Source organism: Brachybacterium timonense (genome assembly GCF_900258505.1).
Classification (GTDB): Bacteria; Actinomycetota; Actinomycetes; order Actinomycetales; family Dermabacteraceae; genus Brachybacterium; species Brachybacterium timonense.
The window spans coordinates 1707300-1727325 of record NZ_LT984895.1 but is presented as its reverse complement, the minus strand read 5'-3'; the positions used below and the strand labels follow the sequence as shown (position 1 = coordinate 1727325).

The 20026-nt window shown below is 67.3% G+C and carries 13 protein-coding genes and 3 pseudogenes; 5 read left to right on the top strand and 11 right to left on the bottom strand.

Going from position 1 to position 20026, the window contains the following annotated elements:
- Positions 1-229 precede the first annotated feature (229 nt).
- The 6 genes and pseudogenes from C8271_RS07645 to C8271_RS07620 form a co-directional block, all read right to left on the bottom strand.
- Positions 230-1480 (bottom strand): annotated as a pseudogene (locus C8271_RS07645) (IS256 family transposase); the annotation flags it as partial.
- Positions 1481-1834: 354 nt separating this feature from the next.
- Positions 1835-2188: pseudogene (locus C8271_RS13970) on the bottom strand (type I restriction endonuclease subunit R); the annotation flags it as partial.
- Positions 2189-2571: 383 nt separating this feature from the next.
- On the bottom strand, positions 2572-3081 hold the full coding sequence (locus C8271_RS07635; protein ID WP_106506799.1) for an MFS transporter: 510 nt from the start codon (positions 3079-3081) through the stop codon (positions 2572-2574).
- A complete protein-coding gene (locus C8271_RS07630; RefSeq protein WP_106506798.1) occupies positions 3075-3941 on the bottom strand; it encodes an MFS transporter in 867 nt (288 codons plus the stop codon). The genes C8271_RS07635 and C8271_RS07630 overlap by 7 nt, the downstream gene beginning before the upstream one ends.
- A complete protein-coding gene (locus tag C8271_RS07625) occupies positions 3928-4782 on the bottom strand; it encodes a siderophore-interacting protein (RefSeq protein ID WP_007000783.1) in 855 nt (284 codons plus the stop codon). Before C8271_RS07625 ends, C8271_RS07630 begins: the two co-directional genes overlap by 14 nt.
- Before the next feature lie 203 nt (positions 4783-4985).
- Positions 4986-5549: a M20/M25/M40 family metallo-hydrolase gene (locus tag C8271_RS07620; RefSeq protein ID WP_272942665.1), complete on the bottom strand. Its 564-nt coding sequence runs from the start codon at positions 5547-5549 to the stop codon at positions 4986-4988.
- An 18-nt stretch (positions 5550-5567) separates the two neighbouring features.
- Between C8271_RS07620 and C8271_RS14155 the strand changes: the two genes are divergently transcribed.
- On the top strand, positions 5568-5792 hold the full coding sequence (locus C8271_RS14155) for a hypothetical protein (RefSeq protein ID WP_239530883.1): 225 nt from the start codon (positions 5568-5570) through the stop codon (positions 5790-5792).
- Between the two features lie 8 nt (positions 5793-5800).
- Here C8271_RS14155 and C8271_RS13700 read toward each other — a convergent pair whose 3' ends face one another.
- Genes C8271_RS13700 through C8271_RS14480 form a run of 3 tightly spaced genes read right to left on the bottom strand, consistent with a single transcriptional unit; the run spans position 5801 to position 7326 of the window.
- Positions 5801-5962: a hypothetical protein gene (locus tag C8271_RS13700; RefSeq protein WP_342751957.1), complete on the bottom strand. Its 162-nt coding sequence runs from the start codon at positions 5960-5962 to the stop codon at positions 5801-5803.
- Between the two features lie 38 nt (positions 5963-6000).
- Positions 6001-6687, bottom strand: a complete 687-nt coding sequence (locus tag C8271_RS07615; RefSeq protein ID WP_245921036.1) for a type I restriction-modification system subunit M N-terminal domain-containing protein — start codon at positions 6685-6687, stop codon at positions 6001-6003.
- 51 nt (positions 6688-6738) lie between these two features.
- Positions 6739-7326 (bottom strand): recombinase family protein, encoded by a 588-nt coding sequence (locus C8271_RS14480; RefSeq protein WP_106506797.1) that lies wholly within the window; start codon positions 7324-7326, stop codon positions 6739-6741.
- A gap of 215 nt (positions 7327-7541) precedes the next feature.
- Here C8271_RS14480 and C8271_RS07605 point away from each other — a divergent pair.
- From C8271_RS07605 to C8271_RS07590, 4 genes and pseudogenes are all read left to right on the top strand, one after another.
- A pseudogene (locus C8271_RS07605) lies at positions 7542-7958 on the top strand (TrmH family RNA methyltransferase); the annotation flags it as partial.
- A 161-nt stretch (positions 7959-8119) separates the two neighbouring features.
- A complete protein-coding gene (locus tag C8271_RS07600) occupies positions 8120-8995 on the top strand; it encodes a hypothetical protein (RefSeq protein ID WP_106506796.1) in 876 nt (291 codons plus the stop codon).
- A gap of 2 nt (positions 8996-8997) precedes the next feature.
- Entirely contained in the window at positions 8998-10749 is a 1752-nt protein-coding gene (locus tag C8271_RS07595) for a DNA polymerase Y family protein (protein WP_245921034.1), read from the top strand.
- Between the two features lie 12 nt (positions 10750-10761).
- A complete protein-coding gene (locus C8271_RS07590) occupies positions 10762-14199 on the top strand; it encodes an error-prone DNA polymerase (protein WP_106506794.1) in 3438 nt (1145 codons plus the stop codon).
- A 17-nt stretch (positions 14200-14216) separates the two neighbouring features.
- On the opposite strand, the gene C8271_RS07585 is transcribed toward C8271_RS07590, so the two are convergent.
- Both C8271_RS07585 and C8271_RS07580 read right to left on the bottom strand, forming a co-directional pair.
- Entirely contained in the window at positions 14217-17156 is a 2940-nt protein-coding gene (locus C8271_RS07585) for a YhgE/Pip domain-containing protein (RefSeq protein WP_106506793.1), read from the bottom strand.
- Complete coding sequence (locus C8271_RS07580) at positions 17153-19966, bottom strand: MMPL family transporter (protein ID WP_106506792.1); 2814 nt, start codon at positions 19964-19966, stop codon at positions 17153-17155. Before C8271_RS07580 ends, C8271_RS07585 begins: the two co-directional genes overlap by 4 nt.
- Positions 19967-20026 lie beyond the last annotated feature (60 nt).

The window sequence follows — 20026 nt, the reverse complement described above, 5'->3', positions numbered from 1 at the left end:
AAGGCTGGGTCAAGTCCCTGGAAGTGGTGTAGCGATCCTTCGCTGGGAGGGGTCAGGCTGTCAGTGCGGGCAGGGAGCTTGCGGTGACCTCCTCGGCGCTGGTGTCGGGGACGAGGTTGAGGCGGCAGCGGGCGAGGACGTCGAGTCCGAGATAGCGTCGCCCTTCGGCCCATTCGTCGGTCTGTTCGGCCAGGACCGCGCCGACGAGGCGGACGATCGCCTCGNCCTCCTCGGCGCTGGTGTCGGGGACGAGGTTGAGGCGGCAGCGGGCGAGGACGTCGAGTCCGAGATAGCGTCGCCCTTCGGCCCATTCGTCGGTCTGTTCGGCCAGGACCGCGCCGACGAGGCGGACGATCGCCTCGCGGGTGGGGAAGATACCGACGGAGTCGGTGCGGCGTCGGATCTCTTTGTTCAGTCGCTCGGTGGGGTTGTTTGACCAGATCTGCACCCACACGTCCTTGGGGAACGCCGTGAACGCGAGCAGATCAGCACGCGCGGCATCGAGGTGCTCTGCCACGGCCGGGAGCTTCTCGCCGACGTAGTCCAGCAACCGCTCGAACTGGGCGTTGACCGCTGCTGCATCGGGCTGGTCATAGACGCTGTGCAGCATCGCCTTCACCGCAGGCCACATGCTCTTGGGCGTGACGGCCATGAGGTTCGCGGCGTAGTGGGTGCGGCATCGCTGCCAGGCTGCGCCAGGCAGATGCGCAGCGATCGCCTCAACCAGCCCGGCATGGGCGTCGCTGGTGACCAGGCGGACCCCGGAAAGGCCGCGGGCGACGAGGTCGGCGAAGAACCCGTTCCATGCAGCTGCGGTCTCGGAGGTGGCCACCCGCATGCCGAGGACCTCGCGGTGCCCATCGCCGTTCACGCCGGTCGCGAGCAGGACGACGGCATTGATCACGCGCCCACCTTCGCGGACTTTCATCGTCAGCGCGTCGGCGGAGACGAACGTGAAGGGGCCGGCCTCGTCCAGGGGGCGGTGGCGGAACTGTTCGACGTGCTCGTCCAACGACGCCGCCATCCTACTGACCTGCGACTTCGAGAGACTGTTGATGCCGAGGGTCTTCACCAGCTGGGGCCCCGGATGCGATGTGCGCGAAGCGTGCATCCGGGGAGCCATGCGGCGGGTGGAGACACCGGCGAGGTAGCAGTCCGCGACGACTGTGATCAGAGCAGATTCGGCGCGTTTGCGCCGCTCGAGCAGCCACTCGGGGAAGTAGGTGCCGGTGCGGAGCTTGGGGACGGCGACGTCGATCGTGCCGACGCGGGTGTCGAGGTCGCGGTGGCGGTAGCCGTTGCGCTGAGCGGTCCGGTCCGGGCTGGGTCGGCCGTACTCGGCGCCGACAACAGCGTCCGCGTCCGCAGAGAGCAGGGCGTTGATCACGTCCTGCAGCAGGCTGCGCATCAGATCCGGGGACGCTTCGGCCAGGGCTTCACCGAGCAGGCCGTGAGGGTCGACAATATGGGGAGCGGTCATCGTGATGACTCCGTTCGAGGATTCTGTGGAAGGTTGACTCGAAGGATCACACGGTGACCGCGTCCCCGTCCGGGACGATCACAGGGCCACCGCGCTACACCACTATGCGGGACTCAACTAAAGGCTGTGGCAACCCATCCGCACCAGGGCGCCAAACATCTCCAACGACTTGCCCTTCGGCGTAGCTGTAAATGCATGGAGCGAGATGTTCTGAGCTGTCGCCCGCGCTGCCATCTCACCGGCAAGCACGTCCTCGACGCTTACCTCGCCACCGCCCTCGAGGGCTTCGACCTCTGCTTGTGAAAGAACCTGTCGCAGCTTCTGAGCACTTGTACCGGTCTGAGATGAGTGCGCCTAGTGCGCGATTACCGCAAACTTGCGATCCGCGAGCCCACCCTGCTGCGCAAGCGCCTCAAGCACTAACGGGAAAGTCTGGAACGTGACGATGATGATGAGCTTGCCGCTACTCAGTTCCTTGGCTAACAGGTCCGATTTTGAGGTAGCTGACGCTTTACAAACCTCGTCAGCGTTAATCGTTTCGACCAAACCCCTCGTGCCCTCAATTGCCTTGATTGCCTTCTGAAGCTGGTCATCGCGCACGGTACGATCTGTCACGACAATCACCGAATCAAAAGTCTTCGAAATATCGGCGTTGTGGAGGTTCGCCAGCCCGTGAGCCAGCCACGCGATCGAGTTCGTTTTTCCTGATCCTGCAGAGTGCTAGATCAGGTACTTACTACCCGCCCCCCTCAGCGCTCGTGGTCTCGAGCAAACTAGTGACGGCCTCCCACTGGTGGAAGCGCGGGAAGATGATCTGCCTACTACGCGAGCGAACACCAGTGATTGGATCGACCTTCTCAGTGATCTGCAGGAGTATCACTAGGACTGGCTCACCGGACCCAATCCGGGCTACGGCTTTGCCGGCGGGACCTATCCGTCTTCCACGCTGACGGATGAGGACCACATCGAGGCGATCCGCGACTTCCTCGCCGAGATCGACCCGGAGACCGGTTACCTCTCAGACGACTGAAGCCTCGGCCGGCACGACTTGGCACTGCACCCCGCCGACGGAACACGCGCAAGCGCCGGGTTCAGCGTTCACGTTCCTCCCGGTCAGGTGCAGTCGCGCTGAGAGCGGTGCTGACGACCGATTCGGGCCCCGCAGCGGCCGACTCGACCGGCAGCACGGCGCGACCGGCGCCGTGGTTGAGCGTCTGCGTCCGGTATCGCCGCTGGTGCCACACGGTCAGTGCCGCGCCGATGGCGTAGAGGATGCTCGAACCGACGAACACCGACACGTAGCCCAGCTGGCCGGCCACAGACAGGGAGACCGCGCCAGCGCCGAAGGACACGAGCATGGCGAACGAGGCGAGCGTGGTGTAGTCCGACCCAGCGCTGCCCGGACGCGAGTAGTCCATGTTGATCGAGTACACGATGATGGAGCCGGCGGTGTAGCCGAGGAAGAACACGATCGTCACCGCGACGATGTAGACCGTGGATGCTACACCCGAGATGACGGGGAGGAACGCGACCATTCCGATAACCGCCAGTGCACAGCCGACCAGCAGGACGCGCTCCCTGCCGAAGCGCTGGATCAGCACCCCTGTGCCGAGGGCGGCAACTGTCCCGCAGACACCAGCGAGCAGCGAGTCAGGGTGGCTGTCTCTTCGGCGCTCCAACCTTGGTCGATGAGGCTCGGGGTGATGAGACTGTAGCCTGCAGTGAGGCCCATCCACGTTATCGGCACCACAAGCAGCATCCAGATCCCCGCGCCCCGCTGGCGCACCACCGTCCAGATGGTGTTCACCGAGATCCGCGCGGCCCGCGCCTCGGCGCTGGCTGGGGGTTCAGGGCTCACGGCGATCAGCAGCGTCGGCAGGAGGGTGAGCACAGCAAGAGTCGCGAGGGCGGCGAACCAGCCGGCCCACCCGTAGATCACGGTCGTGAGTCCGCCTCCGACGATGAGGCCGATGTAGCTCCCGGCAACCTGGACGCCGTTGGCGAATCCGCGTTCATCACTGCGGATCGAAGAGATCGCCAAGGCATCGGCCGCTACGTCCTGCGTCGCCGAGAGGAGGATGTAGACGGCGGCCAGCAGCAGGAAGACCCCGAACTGTGCGCGCACATCCGGCAGGCAGGCGATGACCGCAAGGACGCAGGCGAGAAGCGGCTGAAGAACGAGCAGCCAGCTGCGGTAGTGGCCCTCGGCCCGGTTGCGGCCGAATCGGTCGACCACTGGTGCCCACAGGAACTTCACCGCCCAGAGCATCCCCAGGGCACTCACGGCTGCCATCGATTCGAGTGCGACCCCTTTCTCGCGGAGAATAGCCGTAGCGCCGGTCATGAGGAACCCGATGCCGAAGTACTGGGAGGCATACAGCGCAAGAAGCAGCAGGAAGCGCCGTTCGCTGAGCCGGGTTTTCGAGGATCCGTTGCGGATTCGTGTGTCAGAGGCGCGCACGACCAACCTTCCAGAAGCCCGAGCTCATCACCTGACGGCGGGGGACATCGCATTCCTTGACCAGGAAGCGCCGTCCGAGCGCGGCAGTCTTGGCCTCGGCACACACCCATCCGTAGTCGATCCTGCCCAACTGCTGCTGGCCGAGTTCAGCGGCGAGCGCAGAACCGGGGTCGTCTCCACCGCGGCACACGACGGCGATGCCGGCTTCGCGCGTACCCGGCAGGACATGGTCCTCGCTCGGCACCTCGACGATCGCACTGAAGCGCAGCTCGGGGTCCGATTTGTGAGCGGAGAGGATTTCGAGCACACCGGGAAGACCGGTCTCATCGGCGATCAGCACGTGGTGCCCGACATCGGGAGCACTGCCGTAAGGCGCGGTCTGAAAGCGCAGGCCGACCGGATCGCCAGGTTTCACCCGTGTGATCCAGCGGGCGCCGGGACCGTCGTGTCCGCGGCTGACGATGTCGATGTCGATCTCAGCGAGCGCCGCGCGATGTTCGCGCACTGTGTACCACCGCAGATCGGGGCGGGAGGCCTCCGGAATGCGCGAGAGAGTCGATCGTGGGTTGAGACCTGCGTAGTCGGGCATCTGGAGGCCCTGCCCGGGCGGCGGCATGAAGAGACCCACATACTCATCCGGACCCATCAGCGCCACGTCTGAGATCTCCGAGGCTGTGATCGTGACGCGGCGGAACGCCGGCGTCAGGTCGGTGACGGCGGTGACGCGAGCGGAGAACTGGGGGCAGTGGTCGCGCTCCGGTGGCAGCGCCATGGACCGCGAGTAGACCGCACGGATCGTCGACTTCGCGGTGCTCTCAAGCAGATTGCCTCGTTTGGACATGTAAGCCTTTCTTAGGTTAGCCTAACCTTAAGAGGGATCGTACACCGGAACCCACGGCGATGTCGACGCGACCGCGAGCAGCTTCTGGCGCTGCCTGGACAAACGGAATCCCGGAGGCCAGCAGCCTCCGGAAGAAGCAGGAAGCGGCGAGGATGCACCTCGCCGCTTCCGCATGTCGTTCTGTTCGAGCCCCTATGCCAGCATCAGCCGTTCCCGGCCTCGGCCACCACCGCGGGATCTGTCACGATCCGTCGCAGCACCTCGGTGAGGTGGTCGAGACCGGCGAGCAGGTCGTCGTCCTTGGTGAACTCGTTGAGGTTGTGCGAGACGCCTTCGAAACTCGGCACGAACAGCATCACCGTCAGCACAAGGTCCTTCATGTTCGTCGAATCGTGACCGGCCACGGTCAGCACCTCGCCATGGGACAGGCCGAATGCCTTGGCGACGGAACGCGGTGCCCTCCGGCTGGTAGGGGTTCTGGTCCCAGGCGTGCTCGTGGACGATGTCGATCTCGACAGCGACGGTCTCCTCCACCTCGGCGATGCTCGTCCGCAGCTTCGCAGCCGCGCTGTCGATGACCTCCATGCTCGGTGAACGCAGGTCGAGCAGGATGCGGGCCTCGCTGGCGACGACCGGGGAGTTCGGGTAGACGGTGATCTCACCGACCGCGGAATGCAGAACGCCCTCTTCGTAGTCGTCGACGAGCTCGCGGGCGGCAACGATGAGCGTGGCCGCCCCGAGCAGCGCGTGACGCCGTCCTCGTCCATGTTGCGGCCCTGCTCGACGTGGATCTCGGCATACGCGGCCAGGTCGAGTTCGACCGGCCCGAACTGGTTGCCGATCTCATCGCGGACGACCTTCATCCCGTGGCGCTGCAGGAGCTCTGCGAACCAGCGGCGCTGCTGGCCGTCGGGCTCGGTGGCCTCCTGCCGGTCGACCCCGTGGGTGCCGGGCACCGCACCGAAAGTGCAGTGGACGTTCCAGTCGGCGAGGAATGCCTCAGCCTGTGACGTGTGTGTCATGGTCGGTCTCCGTTCATTACCCCGGCCGGCACCTCCGGGGAGGGGGCGCGCAGCGTCGGGTCGGTGATGACGTGCAGCAGTGCACCGGTCGGGCTCATCAATGCCCGTTCGACAGTGTCGACGATCTCATCGGTCGAGCGCACGGTTTCGCCGTGCAGACCGTAGGACTGCGCTATGAGCGCGAAGTCCGGGTTCGTCAGTAGTTCGCGCGCGTTTGTATCCAGCGTTGCATGAAAGTTTCGTAGACCGTCTCGCCCTCGGTGGGATCGAGGATGTTGACGAGCAGACCGACCACCGAGCGCGGCGTGTAGTACTCACCGGCCTTCTTGTTCGACTGGTCGGCGAACCGCTTGATGAGGTACTCGTACGCGTTGCCGAACACGTCGGGCGGCACAGCGGCGTTGCTCAGCGCCTTGCTCGAGAAGTGCTCGATAAGATCGGCGAGCTTCCGATCGGGCAGCTTGTCCTTGTTGGTCCAGCTGGCGTTGCCGAAGATGCCGTACAGCGTCTCGGGGTTGGCCTTCTCGATCTCCCGGAACGCGGTCTGAAGCGCGGTGCCGATGTTCTCGGTGCGATTGCGGACGTCGTCCCACAGACTGCCCTCGGGGATGGCGAAGCGGTGGTTCTCCGCGAACAGGGCGAACTCGTGGTCGCCCCCGGACTCGTCCAGCGCTTGGGCGTACTCCTCGAGATAGACGTCGCTGACCCGCTTGAAGAACATCAGCGGAAAGATGTACGCCTTGAAATCGGCCTGGTCGATGCTGCCGCGCAGCAGGTCAGCCGCCGCGGCGAGGTACTGCTCGAGCTCCGCCAGCGTCAGCGGATCGCTCCCGCCGTGGGGGCGCAATGCCCGCGCTGCCGCGCGTGCCTCATCCTCGGTCATCCGTCTCCTATTTTTTGCTCCACCACGCGACAAAGCAGCTACCGACTCAGCTCACGGCCGAGGGGACAACGTCCCCTGACTAGGCCCTCGTTGCGTCAGCGCGCGGTGGACGGTTCCGATCGACACGCCAGCGCTTGCGGCGATGCTGCGCAACGACTCACCTCGATCTCTCCGCATCCTAATCTCGCGCTGCGTCTCGTCGCTAATGGTGCGTGGTCGGCCGTGGCTGCCTCCGTGTTCCCGCGCCGTCTGGATGCCGGCCCGGATGCGGGAGCTTTGAAGCTCTCGACGTAGTTGTCTGAGCTCGCGGATGTCAGCGAGGAGCTCCGAGTCTCCGGTGTGCTCGCCCGCGGCCAGCCCCACGAGGACCTTCACTGTTACTCCTCGGTCAACGAGGTCCAGCAGTGTCTCGAGTCCGTCGACCATGCTCGTGCTCAGGCTCCGTGCGCGGGTCACGGTGAGTGCATCCCCGTCGCCGACCTCCGCCACAGCAGCGAGGAGCCCGGGGCGGTTCTTGATCAGGCGTCGACGCGATGCTGTCTCCTCGAAGAGACTCGAGCAGATCGGCTCGAGTGCTTGCCGTTGCAATCTCGCGTCCTGAGGGCCTGCCCCGACCCGGACGAGTCCTATGAGCGCCATCAGGCCAAGCTCAGGTCGCTGCTGCGCAGTCGCAGCATGGCAGTGCGTGGGGGAGTGAGGTGCATAGGATTTATTGAACACTCCTAGCTGGCCGACGATGACGACAGAGCGGCCGCATTTACCTTCTGACCTGCGGAGATGCAATGCTCAGCTCGTCGGTGCGTCGACCGGAAGGAACCGATCTCACGGGTCCGAAACGCTCCAGAACACTCTGTGACCGCCTCCAACGTGGGGCCATCTTCCGATCGGCGGCCGCGCTCGGCGCCGATGCGGTGCTGGTGACACCGTGGTGCGCCGACCCGCTGTACCGTCGGGCGATCCGCGTGTCGATGGGGACCGTGTTCCAGGTGCCTTGGACCCGGCTATCGACCTGGCCGGACAGTATCGACACCCTCCAGAATCTCGGCTTCACGGTGGCGGGTATGACGCTCGGCGCTGGTGCGCTCACCCTCGATGAACTGGTTGCGGAGGATCCACCGCACCTGGCTCTCCTCTTCGGGACCGAGGGGCATGGCCTTACGCCGCAGGCTGATGCCCGCCTGGACCGACGCGTCACCATCCCCATGCAGGGTGGAGTGGATTCCCTGAATGTGGCCGCCTCCAGCGCGGTCGCCTTCTACGCCGTGCGCTGATGATCGATTGTCGGACCCCCTTCCGACAATGGGCACACATGTTCGATCAGATCATCTGACCTCTTGACGGCATTCCCGCTTGCACGCGTATAGTTCGAACGTTCGTTCGAGTCTGTCGGGTGTTTGTGCCCGATGCCGTGGGTCGGAACGGAGGGGAAGCCATGATGACCGCGCAGCAGGCACCGACTCGGCAGGATCGGCTCGCCCGGGCCCGGGCGGTGCTTGGTGCTGCCGAAGCGCGTGCCTTCCGCCACGGTGGCCGCATCAACCGCACGGCCCTGCGGCCTGCGGGCGATCACAGCGGGAACCTCAGCCTGGTGCCCACTACGTCGGGTACCCCGGAATACTCCGATGCCCCCACACGCACGGGTGCCGTGGACCCGGGCAGGTCACGTCCGTTGCCGCAAGCGCTCGCACCGCTGGTGTCTTCCGGAGCGCTGCGGATGGGCAGCTCGGTGGCGGTCGATGGTGCGGCTGGTAGCTCCCTGCTGCTGGCGCTCGCGGCCGCAGCAGCCGGGGAGAACGCCTGGTGTGCGATCGCTGGGATGGGCGATGTGGGGCTGCGCTGCGCGCTCGACGCAGGCCTGGATCCCACACGGACGGTGGTGGCGCCTGCGTTCAGGGAGCACCGCGACCAGGTGCTCTCCGCGCTTGTGGACGGTGTCGCCGTGCTCGTGCTGGGACCAGACCTCGAGCTGACGGCCGGCCTGTGGCGCACGCTCACTGATCGCGCCCGCATTCGGGATGCGATCGTGCTCGCAGCAGCGCCGCCCGGTCGCGCCGATCTGCGGCTGGTGTGCGAGAGCAGCACCTGGACGGGACTCGGCAGCGGCAGCGGCCGTCTGCGTCAGCGCCGCGTCCAGGTGAGCGCCCAGGGGCGCGGGATTGTTGATCGGCGCACGGCGGACGTACTGCTGCCGCAGGTGCGTGGCGTGCTCGCCGCGGTGCCTCTTCCGCAGGAGCCGCAGACGGCCCCGGTGATGCGTTCGGATGTGATGTCGGCACCGATCCCGCTGCGCAGCCGGAGGGCGAGCTGACCGTGGCCGCCGGAGCAACCCGCACCGCCGTGGTGACGGTGGCGCACTGGCCGCTGCTGGCCGCCCTGGATGCCCGCGAGCGCCGTCAGGAAAGCGAGGCGAGGGCAGGCGCCGATGAGGCCGGGGGAGGTGTCGCCGGGGAGACGCGCGTTGCCGGCACAGACAGTGCTGGCGGCGGTGACAGTTCAGGTGCCGCAGACTGTGCGGTGCTTGTGCATCGCCATCGCGTGGTCGACTGCACCACTGCGGCGCGCACAGCCGGTGTGCTGCCGGGGATGCGGCAGCGTGCCGCACGGGCGATCTGCCCGCAGGCAGTGCTGGTGGAGAGTGATCCGGAGGCCGAGCGCACGCTGTTCGAACTCGTCGCGGCCGCTGTTGACACCGTCGCTGCCGGGGTCGACATGCTGCGCCCGGGCATGTTGCTCATGCCCGCTGCAGGCCCGGCCCGTCACCAGGGCGGGGAACAGGTGCTCGCCGAGCGGATCATCGACGCGGTCGCCGAACACACCGGCTGGGACTGCAGCGTGGGGATCGCCGACGGCCCCTTCGCCGCGGTGCTGGCGGCCGCTGCTGGACGCGTTATTCGCCCCGGCCGCTCCGCCGACTACATCGCCCCGCATCCCATCGCCGCACTCGCGCATGCTCCGGTGAGCGACAGCTGGTCCCGTGGCGCCTCGCAGCAGGCCGCACGCTCCACCCTGGCCGATGCAGTGGATCTGCTTCAGCGCCTGGGGATCGCGACGCTAGGAGATTTCGCCGCCCTGCCCACGGCATCCGTGATGGACCGCTTCGGCCCGCAGATCGCACACCTGCACCTGCTGGCGCGTGGGCTCGAAGCGGCACCACCGCGCATCTGCCGGCCACCGCAGCCGATCCAGGTCGTGCAGACGCTGGAGAGCCCGCTCACCCGCACCGATCAGGCGGCCTTCGTCGCACGCCCGCTTGCTGAGCAGCTGCACACCCAGCTGGTGGCGCACGGCCTGGCCTGCACCCGGCTGACGATCCTGGGCCGCCTGGACGATGGCACGACGATGGAGCGCACCTGGCGGCACGACGGGGCTCTCAGCGTTCAGGACGTGGTCGACCGCATCCGCTGGCAGTGCGACGGCTGGATCACCCGCGCCGCCCTAGGAGGCCCCGCCACCGGCCCCATCGTGCAGCTCGCCTTGCTGCCCGAGCAGCTGGTCCCCGCCGGCGAACACGCTCCGGCGCTCTGGGGGGATGCCGGAGAGGAGACACAGCGTGCTCATCGCGCCTTCGCCCGCGCCCAGGGGCTTGCGGGAGAGCAGGCCGTGCTCATGCCGGTGCCTGCCGGCGGTCGCATGCTGCGCGATGACATCGCCCTGCTGCCCTGGCGTACGGAGCGTTCGCCACAGCGCAGCGGACCCTGGCCCGGGGCGATGCCGCAGCCAGCCCCGGCCACTGTGTTCCGTGAACGCCCGCCCCTGCGGCTCATGGACCAGGGAGGAGAGCCGATCACCGCGACCGTGCGCGGGCTGCTGAGCGCGCCGCCGGCGCAGCTGGAAACCACCGATCAGCCCACCCCGACGTTGCAGCGGCTGGGTCTTCGCCCCGGGAGACGACTGCCGGTGATCGCCCATGGCTCCCTGGTGCTGCTGGACGAACGCTGGTGGACAGCACAGGGAGAGCGCGCCGCCCGCCTGCAACTGGTGGTCCGTGTCGAGCAGGGTGACCTCGCCCTGGTCGTCCTGTGTCGGCAGGGGAGCTGGGAGCTGGAGGGACTGTATGACTGAGAAGGCCGCGGTATGAGCCGCTGGTTCCTGGGGCCACCGGCGTGGAAGGACCTCGAGGCGATCCTCTCGGACCGCCCAGCCCGGGCCGTCCCCCCACCGATCACCGTACTCGATGGGACCCGCCCCGCGGCACCATCACCCCCGTCGGTGCGGGATGTGCCCTTCGCTGATCTGCACGCGCACTCCCACTTCAGCTTTCTCGACGGCGTCTCCAGTCCCGAGGACATGGTCGCGCGCGCCGCCGAACTGGGCCTGCAGGCCCTCGCTCTGGTAGACCACGACGGGCTGCCCGGGGCTGTCCGCTTCGCCCGTGCTGCCCGTGACCAGGGTGTCGCCACTGTGCTCGGTGCCGAACTCACCCTTGGGCTTGAACCCGGTCACGAGCAGGCAAGCACTACCCCGGTGACTACCGCTGCACGCACCGGCGTGCCTGATCCGGTGGGGGAGCACCTGCTGGTGCTCGTGCGGGATGAGACCGGATATCGGCAACTGTCGGCCCACATCGCCCGCGCCCACCTCGACAGTCGCACGAAAGGCGCACCGCGCTACCGGCTCGATGAGCTGTCGCGCACTGCCCGGCAGGGGCACTGGCAGATCCTCACCGGCTGCCGGAAAGGCGCCGTCACCCGCGCCGCAGCCGCACAGCTGGCGCGTGGCGACCTCGAGGGCGCCGCCCACGCCGCCGCCCAGCAGATCGAGCGACTGCTGGATCTGTACGGCACCGGCAATGTGGCGGTCGAGCTTCTTGTGGGGGACGGCCCTCTCGGTGATGAGCTGCATGATGCTCTGGTCCAGGGAGCCCGCCTGGTGCGTGAGGAGCGCGGCTTGGACGAGCTGACCCTGCCGGTGCTGGCCACTACCGGCGCCCACTACGCCCGTCCCGAGGAGCGCCGTCTGGCCGATGTGCGCTCCGCGCTGCGCGCCGGCGTACCGCTCTCACAGGCGGACCCCTATCTCTCTACCCGCACCGCGCACCTGCGCAGCGGTGAGGAGATGCTGCGCGTCCTGCCGCGATACCCACGAGCAGTGGCGCAGGCCGCTCGTATCGGCCAGGAATGCGCCCTGGACCTGCGCCTGCTGGCCCCCGATCTGCCGCCCTTCCCGGTGCCCCAAGGGCATGACGAAGCGAGCTGGCTGCGCGCGCTCGTGGAGCAGGAGGCGCAGCTGCGCTACGGGCCACGCGAGTCAGAGCGCGTGCCCGGCGCCTGGGCGCAGATCGACCATGAACTGCGTGTCATCACCGATCTGCACTTCCCCGGCTACTTTCTCATCGTCCACGACATCGTGGCGTTCTGCGCCCGCAAGGGCATCCTCTGCCAGGGGCGCGGGTCTGCTGCGAATTCTGCGGTGTGCTACGCCCTGGGAATCACCGCCGTGGAGCCCGTCGGCCACCAGCTGCTGTTCGAACGCTTCCTCGCCCCCGAGCGGGACGGCCCACCGGACATCGACATCGACATCGCCTCGGACCGGCGTGAAGAGGTCATCCAGTACGTGTATGAACGGTACGGGCGGGAGAACGCCGCACAGGTCGCCAACGTCATCACCTACAGGGCGCGGCTCGCGGTACGTGACGCCGCCCGCGCGCTCGGCTATGACGCCGGGGCACAAGATGCCTTCAGCCGCCGCATCGAACGTTCCTTCACCTCCCTGCGCATGGCCGACCTGCCGGCGGACGTGGAGCAGATCGCGCTGTGGCTGCGCGATGCACCCCGACACCTGGGCATCCACTCCGGTGGCATGGTGCTGTGCGATCGGCCCGTGATCGAGGTGTGCCCTGTGCAGTGGGCGCGGATGGAAGGCCGTTCCGTGCTGCAGTGGGACAAGGACGACTGCGCCGATGCCGGGCTTGTGAAGTTCGACCTGCTGGGCCTGGGGATGCTCACCGCCCTGGACCACTGCCTACGGCTGGTCGCTGAACATCACGGCCAGACCTTCGAGCTGCGCACCCTGCCGCAGGAAGACCCGGCCGTCTACGACATGCTGTGCGCGGGGGACAGTATTGGCGTGTTCCAGGTGGAGTCGCGAGCGCAGATCTCCACGCTGCCACGGCTGCAGCCTCGACGGTTCTACGACCTGGTGGTCGAGGTCGCGCTGATCCGGCCAGGGCCGATCCAGGGCGGCAGCGTCCACCCGTATCTGCGGCGCCGCTCCGGTGAGGAGGACGTCACCTACATCCATCCGCGGCTGAAGAAGTCACTGGGCCGCACTCTGGGGACCCCACTGTTCCAGGAGCAGCTGATGCAGATGGCGGTGGACGTCGCTGACTTCACCCCCGCGCAGGCTGATCAGCTGCGCCGTGCGATGGGATCCAAACGCTCCACGCAGCGGATGATGGAACTGAGCGAGGCCCTGTTCACCGGTATGGCCCGCCACGGCATCACGGGGGAAGACGCGCAGGCGATCCACCGCAAGCTGCTGGCCTTCGCCAACTACGGCTTCCCGGAGTCGCACGCCTACTCCTTCGCCTACCTCGTCTACGCCAGCTCCTACCTCAAATGCCACTATCCGGCCGCGTTCACCGCGGCACTGCTGCGCTCCCAGCCGATGGGCTTCTACTCGCCGCAGTCTCTGGTGGCTGATGCCCGACGGCACGGCGTACACACACGTGGCCCTGACGTGCAGCGCTCCGGGGCTCGCAGCGGCCTGGAGACCGACACCGAGCATCGTGCCTACCGTGTGCCCGATGATGAGGAGGTCGCCGCCGGTGCGCAGCGGCGGCAGGTGCAGGGTGAGGCTGCGGCACGTGGCCCGGTGCTGCGGCTCGGCCTGGACCAGGTGCGCTCCATCAGTACGGAGACCGCCGAGCAGATCGTTGCCGAACGGGAGCGTGGCGGACCGTTCACCTCGGTGCCGGATCTGGCGCGCCGAGTGCGGCTTCCCGTCGCCCAGCTCGAAGCACTCGCCACCGCCGGGGCGCTCGATGAGCTCGCCGGGTCACGCCGCGAGGCACTGTGGGCGGCGGGCGCCGCTGCGCAGGAGTCACCGGATCGACTGCCGGGGCTTGCCGTCGGCGCCCGCGCCCCGATGCTGCCGGGCATGAGTGGTGCGGAGCTCGCCGCTGCGGACTCCTGGGCCACGGGCGTCACGCTGGGCGGGCATCCCATGGCACTGGTACGTGGGCAGCTGCGGGCCGATCAGGTGATCACAATCGCGGGTACTCGGTCCGTGGCCGACGGCAGTCGGGTGCGCGTCGGCGGGATCATCACGCACAGGCAGCGGCCCGGCACCGCCAGCGGCATCACGTTCCTCAGCCTGGAGGATGAAACCGGGATCCTCAACGTGGTGTGCTCGCAGGGCTTCTGGTCCCGTCACCGCGTGATGCTGCGCCGTACCCGGGCGGTGGTGCTGCGCGGCATCGTGGAGAACCGTACCGGGGCAGTCAATCTGGTGGCCGACGATGTCCACGAGCTCGCCGTGCCGGCCGCCGGACGCTCACGCGACTTCCAGTGAGCGTCCGGCGCGGATCATCAGGCGCCAGCGGGGGCCATGCGGGCCCGGGCAGATCCGGACAGGTCCATCCGTCGTGCCCCGCGTGAGGCCAGGAGCGTGACCACCACAGATCCCAGAGCCCACACGAGGATCTCGCCGAGCACACCGGAGGTGGTCACGAGCGAGCCGCCGAGCGCCGCATGCACCAGTCCCTCAGTGACCAGGGAGAGCGGCATGAAGTCGCTGACCGCCTGCAGGGCCGGGGGAGCGGTCTCCACCGGAAGGATGCCCACCAGGGCGACGACCTGCAGCACCATCACCAGGATCGAGGTGATGCGGCCGACGCGTTCGCCGAGCAGGGTCAGCAGGGCCTGGTGGAAGGCCATGAACATTGCTGCACCGGCCAGTGCCACGAGCCCCACCGACAGCGGCGACACGGGCGCGATGCCCAGTGCCGTGAGCACGGCGAGCACGAGGATCGACTGCGCGAGGGCGATACCGAGGAACGGCAGCAGGCTGCGCAGCGCGACCGCCCGCATCGGCAGTGCCTGCTTCAGCAGTCGCGGTGAGAGCGAGGGCAGCAGCAGGAACGCGCCGAAGGCGCCCAGCCACAGGGCCAGCGCGGTGACGAAGGGGAAGGTTGCCGTGGCGGCACCATCCGCCTCATTGTCGCGGTTCAGGTCGGTGGTGATGGGCTTGGCGCCCATCGCGGACATGCCCTCACGCTGAGACTCGGTGTAGGTGGGAACGTTGTCCACGCCGTCCTGCAGTCCGGTGGCGAGGTCATCGGCGCCGGTCGCGAGCTCGCCACTGCCATCGGCCAGCTTGTCCGTGCCGGTGGCGAGCTCCGAGCTGCCATCGGCCAGCTGACGCGTGCCGGAGGCCAGCGAGCCCGCACCCGTGGACAGCGCATCCGAGCCGTCGGCGAGCCTGTCCAGGCCAGCGGCCAGCGTGTTCGCGCCGTCAGAGCTTGCGCGAGCGCCGTCTGCGGACTGATCCGCGCCCGAGGCCAGCGCGCTGGCACCGTCGGCGCTGGTGCGTGAGCCGTCAGCCAGCTGATCCAGGCCTGTGGCAAGGGAACCGGCACCGTCAGCGCTGGACCGAGTACCCGTGGCGATCCGGTCCATGCCGGTGGCCAGCGTGCCAGCGCCCTCCGAGCTCCGATTCGCCCCGGCGGCAAGATCATCTGCACCATCGCTCAAGGAGTCCACGCCATCAGCGAACTCATGCATGCCATCGCGGTAGGCGCTGATGCCGTCTGCGAGGGCCGGAGCTTCATCGGCTGCGGTCCGGGCACCCTCAGCGAGCTGCTCGGCCCCGGGGATCAGGCCGGGCTTCTCGGAGGTGCCGTCGAAGGCGAGGTCCAGGCCCTTGCCCACGGAATCGGCGTACGTGCGTGCACCGGATGCAGCAGCTTCGGAGCCAGCCACGAGGCCGGGGTTCTTCTCGGTGCCGTCGCCGTCCAGGGCCGACTTGATGCCATCGAGGCCCGTGCTGACACCTTCGGTGTACTGCGACATACCGGTGGCCTGAGCGCAGAGCGTCTTCAGCGTCTCATCAGTGGGGTCCGCAGCGGCCGCCGTGCATGCCGTCTCCTTCATAGCGGCTGCGGTGGCGCTCATCCCGGGGTTCTCGGCAGTGCCGTCACCGGCGAGGGAATCCTGCAGGGTGCCGACGCCGTCATCGAGCTGGGAAACGCCGCCGGAGACCTGTTCGACGCCGTCTGCCACCGCACTCGCGCCGTCGATGAGGCCGGGGTTCTTGGCAGTGCCATCACCGTGCCGCAAGAGGTCGCCGGCGTTTCGAACACCGTCCGCATAGGTCTCCATACCATCGGCGAGCTTCTCGGATCCGGCCACGAGCCCGGGATTCTCGGGTGTTCCATCACCGTTCACACCGTCGCTGATCATGTCGATGCTGGGTAGAAGTCCGGGCTCGGTCTTGGTCCCGTGCAACCCCGTGGAGAGCTTTTGCGCTCCGGCGGCGAGGTCGTCGGCGCCGGTGCTGAGCTCATCGAGACCGGAGGCCAGGTCGCGGGATCCCTGAGCGGAGCGTTCCGTGCCGCCGGCGAGCTGATCCAGGCCTGTGGCGAGGGTGTGGGAACCACCGGCGCTTCTTTCTGCGCCATCGGCGAGCGCACCGGTGCCATCGGCCAGCTTGTGTGCGCCTCCGGCCAGGGATTCTGTGCCCGTCGCGAGCCGGTCAAGCCCCGTGGCGAGCTCACCGGAACCGTCAGCACTGCGACGTGTCCCGGAGGCGAGCTCATCAGCACCGTCGGCGAGGTCTCGTGCGCCGTCGGCCGATCGGCCGGCGCCGTCGGCCAAATCATGGGCGCCAGAGGAGGCTTCCCCCACGCCATCATCCAGGTCGCTCGCACCCTGGGCGAGGTCATCGGCGCCGTCAGCGGCCTCGCTGAAGCCATCGTGGATGTCGTTGAACCCCAGATAGATGCCATCGAGGTAGCGGGTGGTGAGCTGCTGGCCCATCGTGCTGGCGGACACCTCGGTGATCGCAGCGCCCACGAGCGAGCTGAGCTGACCGGAGGCATCGTTCGTGTGCACTTCGACCGTTGCTCGGGTCGCGTCGGTACTGCCCAGGGTGGCCAGCTGCTCCGAGAAATCCTCGGGGATGACCACAACGGCGGCGTAGCTGCCATCGCGCAAGCCCTCATCCGCGGAGTCGCGGTCTGTCAGCTGCCAGTCGAAGCCGGTGGTGTTATCCGTCGCGACGTCGGAGGTGTCCTGTTCGGAGGCGGTGTCGGGCTGCGTCAGGCCGCCTGCAAGAAGCCGCCCGTAGGGAACGAACTTCGTCTGTCCGTCGACGGTGACATCGGCGCCCTTGTCCAGGTTCACCACGGCGGCGGGCACGGTGTCGAAACGGTCGACGCGTCCCGTCAGCGCCCACATACCGATCCCGGCGACCAGGAGCGGCAATAGCAGGACGACGACGAGGGTGCGGGGGTGGCGCAGGCGGGTCATGCCACAGCTCCTTCTCGGATCGCGGTCGGCGTGCGATGGATAGCGAGCGCGACGTGTCTGCTGGGGTCGGGCAGGGCGTTCGCCAAGCCGTGCTCGGCGGGAAGCGGTGTATCAGCGGGGGATCCAACAATGATGGCAAGGCCGGCGTCGAGCAGAGTGTCGATCTGCTCCATCCGCCGCCCCATATCCGGGATATCCTCCGTGGACTGCGGGTACAACTGATCCACGCTGTTCACGATGAGGGTGAGGTCGGCGGCTTTCGCCACCGGGATGCGGCGCAAGACGGCGTCGACATCATCGCCGCGCTCAAGCAGGATCGTGTGACCCTGCACGCCGCCCATGTCTTCGGACAGAAGTCGCTCGCCCATAGCCACAGTGCCGCTGTCGGGCTTCGCCCGTCCCGCTGCGAGCGCGAGGAAGGTCCTCAGCACAGCGTCGTCTGCCGAGCGCGCAACCAGCAGGGTGCCCGGGGACATGGAGCCGGTGAGCGGGCCCAGAGTGCCACTGCCGTCCAGCAGCGGCACCACCACATCATCGAGGCGCAGCGCAGCAGGGCCGTTTTCCTCGGTCCATCGACGATGCTCGAGAACGTGCACCAGGCCTTCGCCCTCGACATCCAGGCGCGGCAGCGTCCGATCCAGCCACGCCGGCAGGTGCCAGGCACGGTCCCCCAGCAGGGCCAGCACGGCAGGCACGAGGGTCATGCGCACAACGAAGGCGTCGACGGCCACACCGACTGCGAGTCCTACCGCGATCGGCTGGATCATGAAGGTCGATTCGGGGATGAACGAGGCGAACACGGCGATCATGATCAGCGCCGCGGCAATGACGACGCCGGCGGAGGCGGTGAAGCCGGTGACCACGCTGCCGCGAGCATCACCGGAGTGGACGTAATCCTCGCGCATGCGAGAGACCAGGAACACTTCGTAGTCCATCGCCAGACCGAACAGGACACCCATCACGATGATCGGCATGAAAGAGATCACGGGCCCCACCACGCCGATGTTCAGCGCGTCGTTGCCCCAGCCGTACTCGAAGATCATGGTGACCACGCCGAAGGCTGCACCCACCGAGATCAAGTAGCCGATCGATGCTTTGAGCGGCACCCAGATCGAGCGGAAGACCATGGTCAGCAGGATGAGCGAGAGGCCGACGACGAAGAGAGCGAACGGCAGCAGGGCATCGGAGAGCTTCTGCGTGATATCGACGGTTGCAGCGGTCTGACCTGTGACCGTGATGTCGCTGATCGTGAGGTCCTTCTCCCACTGATCACGGTCTTCGCGCAGCGTGTGCACGAGCTGGGCAGTGGCCGGCGAGGTCTGGCCACCTTCAGGAATGATCACGATGACCGCGAGGTCGCCTCCCCGGTTCGGCGTGGCCAGCTGCACCGCTTCAACGCCATCCAGCGCCTCGACCTTGTCAGAGAGTTCATCGACCACACCGACGGGGTCAGTGGTGTTGATGATGTCCGCGGTCAGCAGCAGAGGAGCGTTATAGCCCGCACCGAACTCGTCGGAGATGAGGTCATAGGTCTCGCGCACCATCGTCCCCTTCGGCTCGGTACCCATATCCGGCAGGCCGAGGCGTAGGTCTTTCGCGGGGATCGCAAGGCTCGTGACTGCCAGGATCACCAGCACAATCGTGACGATTGGGGCACGGGTGACCAGTCGTGCCCAGCGCGTGGTCATCGGCACCCGGTCGGTGTTCTTCTGCTGGGGGGCTGTCTCATCCGAGACCGCCTCAAGGGGCTCGGTCGGTGGCTCATCTCCACTATTGGAGGCGGTATCCGGGCGGCGCGCAGTGCGTGGTCGGATGCGTTCGCCGAGCAGTCCCAGAATCGCTGGCAGCAAAGTGAGTGCGATGACGACGGCGAGTGAGACGGTGAAGGCCGAGGCCAGGCCCATCAGAGTCAGGAACGGGATACCTGTGACGAATAGGCCCACCAGGGCGATCACGACGGTCGCGCCAGCGAAGATCACAGCGCTGCCCGAGGTGGCGAGGGCCTCTCCCACCGATTCGGTGACATCCATGCCCTCACGCAGTTGGTCGCGATGCCGAGAGACGATGAACAGCGCATAGTCGATGCCGACGGCGAGGCCCAGCATGATCGCGAGCGTTGGTGTGACCGACGGGATGTCGATACCGGCGGCCATCGAGAGCACCGCCGCCATCGCCGCGGCCACCCCGGTGATCGCCGTGACGATCGGGATGACGGCGGGCACAATGGCTCGGAACGTCACGGCGAGCACCACCAGGGCGATGAACACGCCCAACACTTCGGTCCAGGAGAGCGGCACGGTGGTCTGCGTGAAGATCTGACCGCCCGCATGCACAGCCAGTGGCCCATTCGAGCTGTCTTCGGCCAGTGCGGTGAGTTCATCGAGGGCTTCGGCAGGGAACTCGCCCAGATCGCCATCCATCTGGATGTTCCCGATGATGGCGGTGTCATCGTCGTTACGGGTTCCGGGTGCTTGCTCGCCGAAGGGATCTGGGGCTGCCCGGACGCCGTCGATGTTCGCGGCGTCCTCCATGATGCGGGTGATGTCCGCCTGATGATCGTCGACGCTCGAGCCGTCATCGGTGATGAAGACGAACTGCCCGGAGGTGCCGCTCATCTCGGGGAAGCGCTCACCGAGCATGTCGAGGCCGTCTTGGGATTCGGTGCCCGGGATCTGGATGTCTTCTTGGAGTGCACCGCCGAGTCCAACAGCCACTGCGCCGAGGATCACCACGATCGCGGCCCAGACCCCGATCACGCGCCAGGGAGTGCGTGCCATGGAGCGGCCGAGCTTGTAGAGCGAGGATGACACCAACAGCCTCCGTGGATGGAATGAGAACGACGCACATACGCGCCGTCGGCGGTCTTCCGT

Excerpts from the sequence above, each read along its gene's own strand:
- C8271_RS07590 (WP_106506794.1), top strand. The coding sequence starts at position 10,762 with ATGAGCCGCTGGTTCCTGGGGCCACCGGCGTGGAAGGACCTCGAGGCG.
- C8271_RS07600 (WP_106506796.1), top strand. The coding sequence starts at position 8,120 with ATGATGACCGCGCAGCAGGCACCGACTCGGCAGGATCGGCTCGCCCGG.
- C8271_RS07585 (WP_106506793.1), bottom strand. The coding sequence starts at position 17,156 with ATGACCCGCCTGCGCCACCCCCGCACCCTCGTCGTCGTCCTGCTATTG.
- C8271_RS14480 (WP_106506797.1), bottom strand. The coding sequence starts at position 7,326 with ATGGCGCTCATAGGACTCGTCCGGGTCGGGGCAGGCCCTCAGGACGCG.
- C8271_RS07620 (WP_272942665.1), bottom strand. The coding sequence starts at position 5,549 with ATGGACGAGGACGGCGTCACGCGCTGCTCGGGGCGGCCACGCTCATCG.
- C8271_RS07625 (WP_007000783.1), bottom strand. The coding sequence starts at position 4,782 with ATGTCCAAACGAGGCAATCTGCTTGAGAGCACCGCGAAGTCGACGATC.
- C8271_RS07615 (WP_245921036.1), bottom strand. The coding sequence starts at position 6,687 with ATGACCGAGGATGAGGCACGCGCGGCAGCGCGGGCATTGCGCCCCCAC.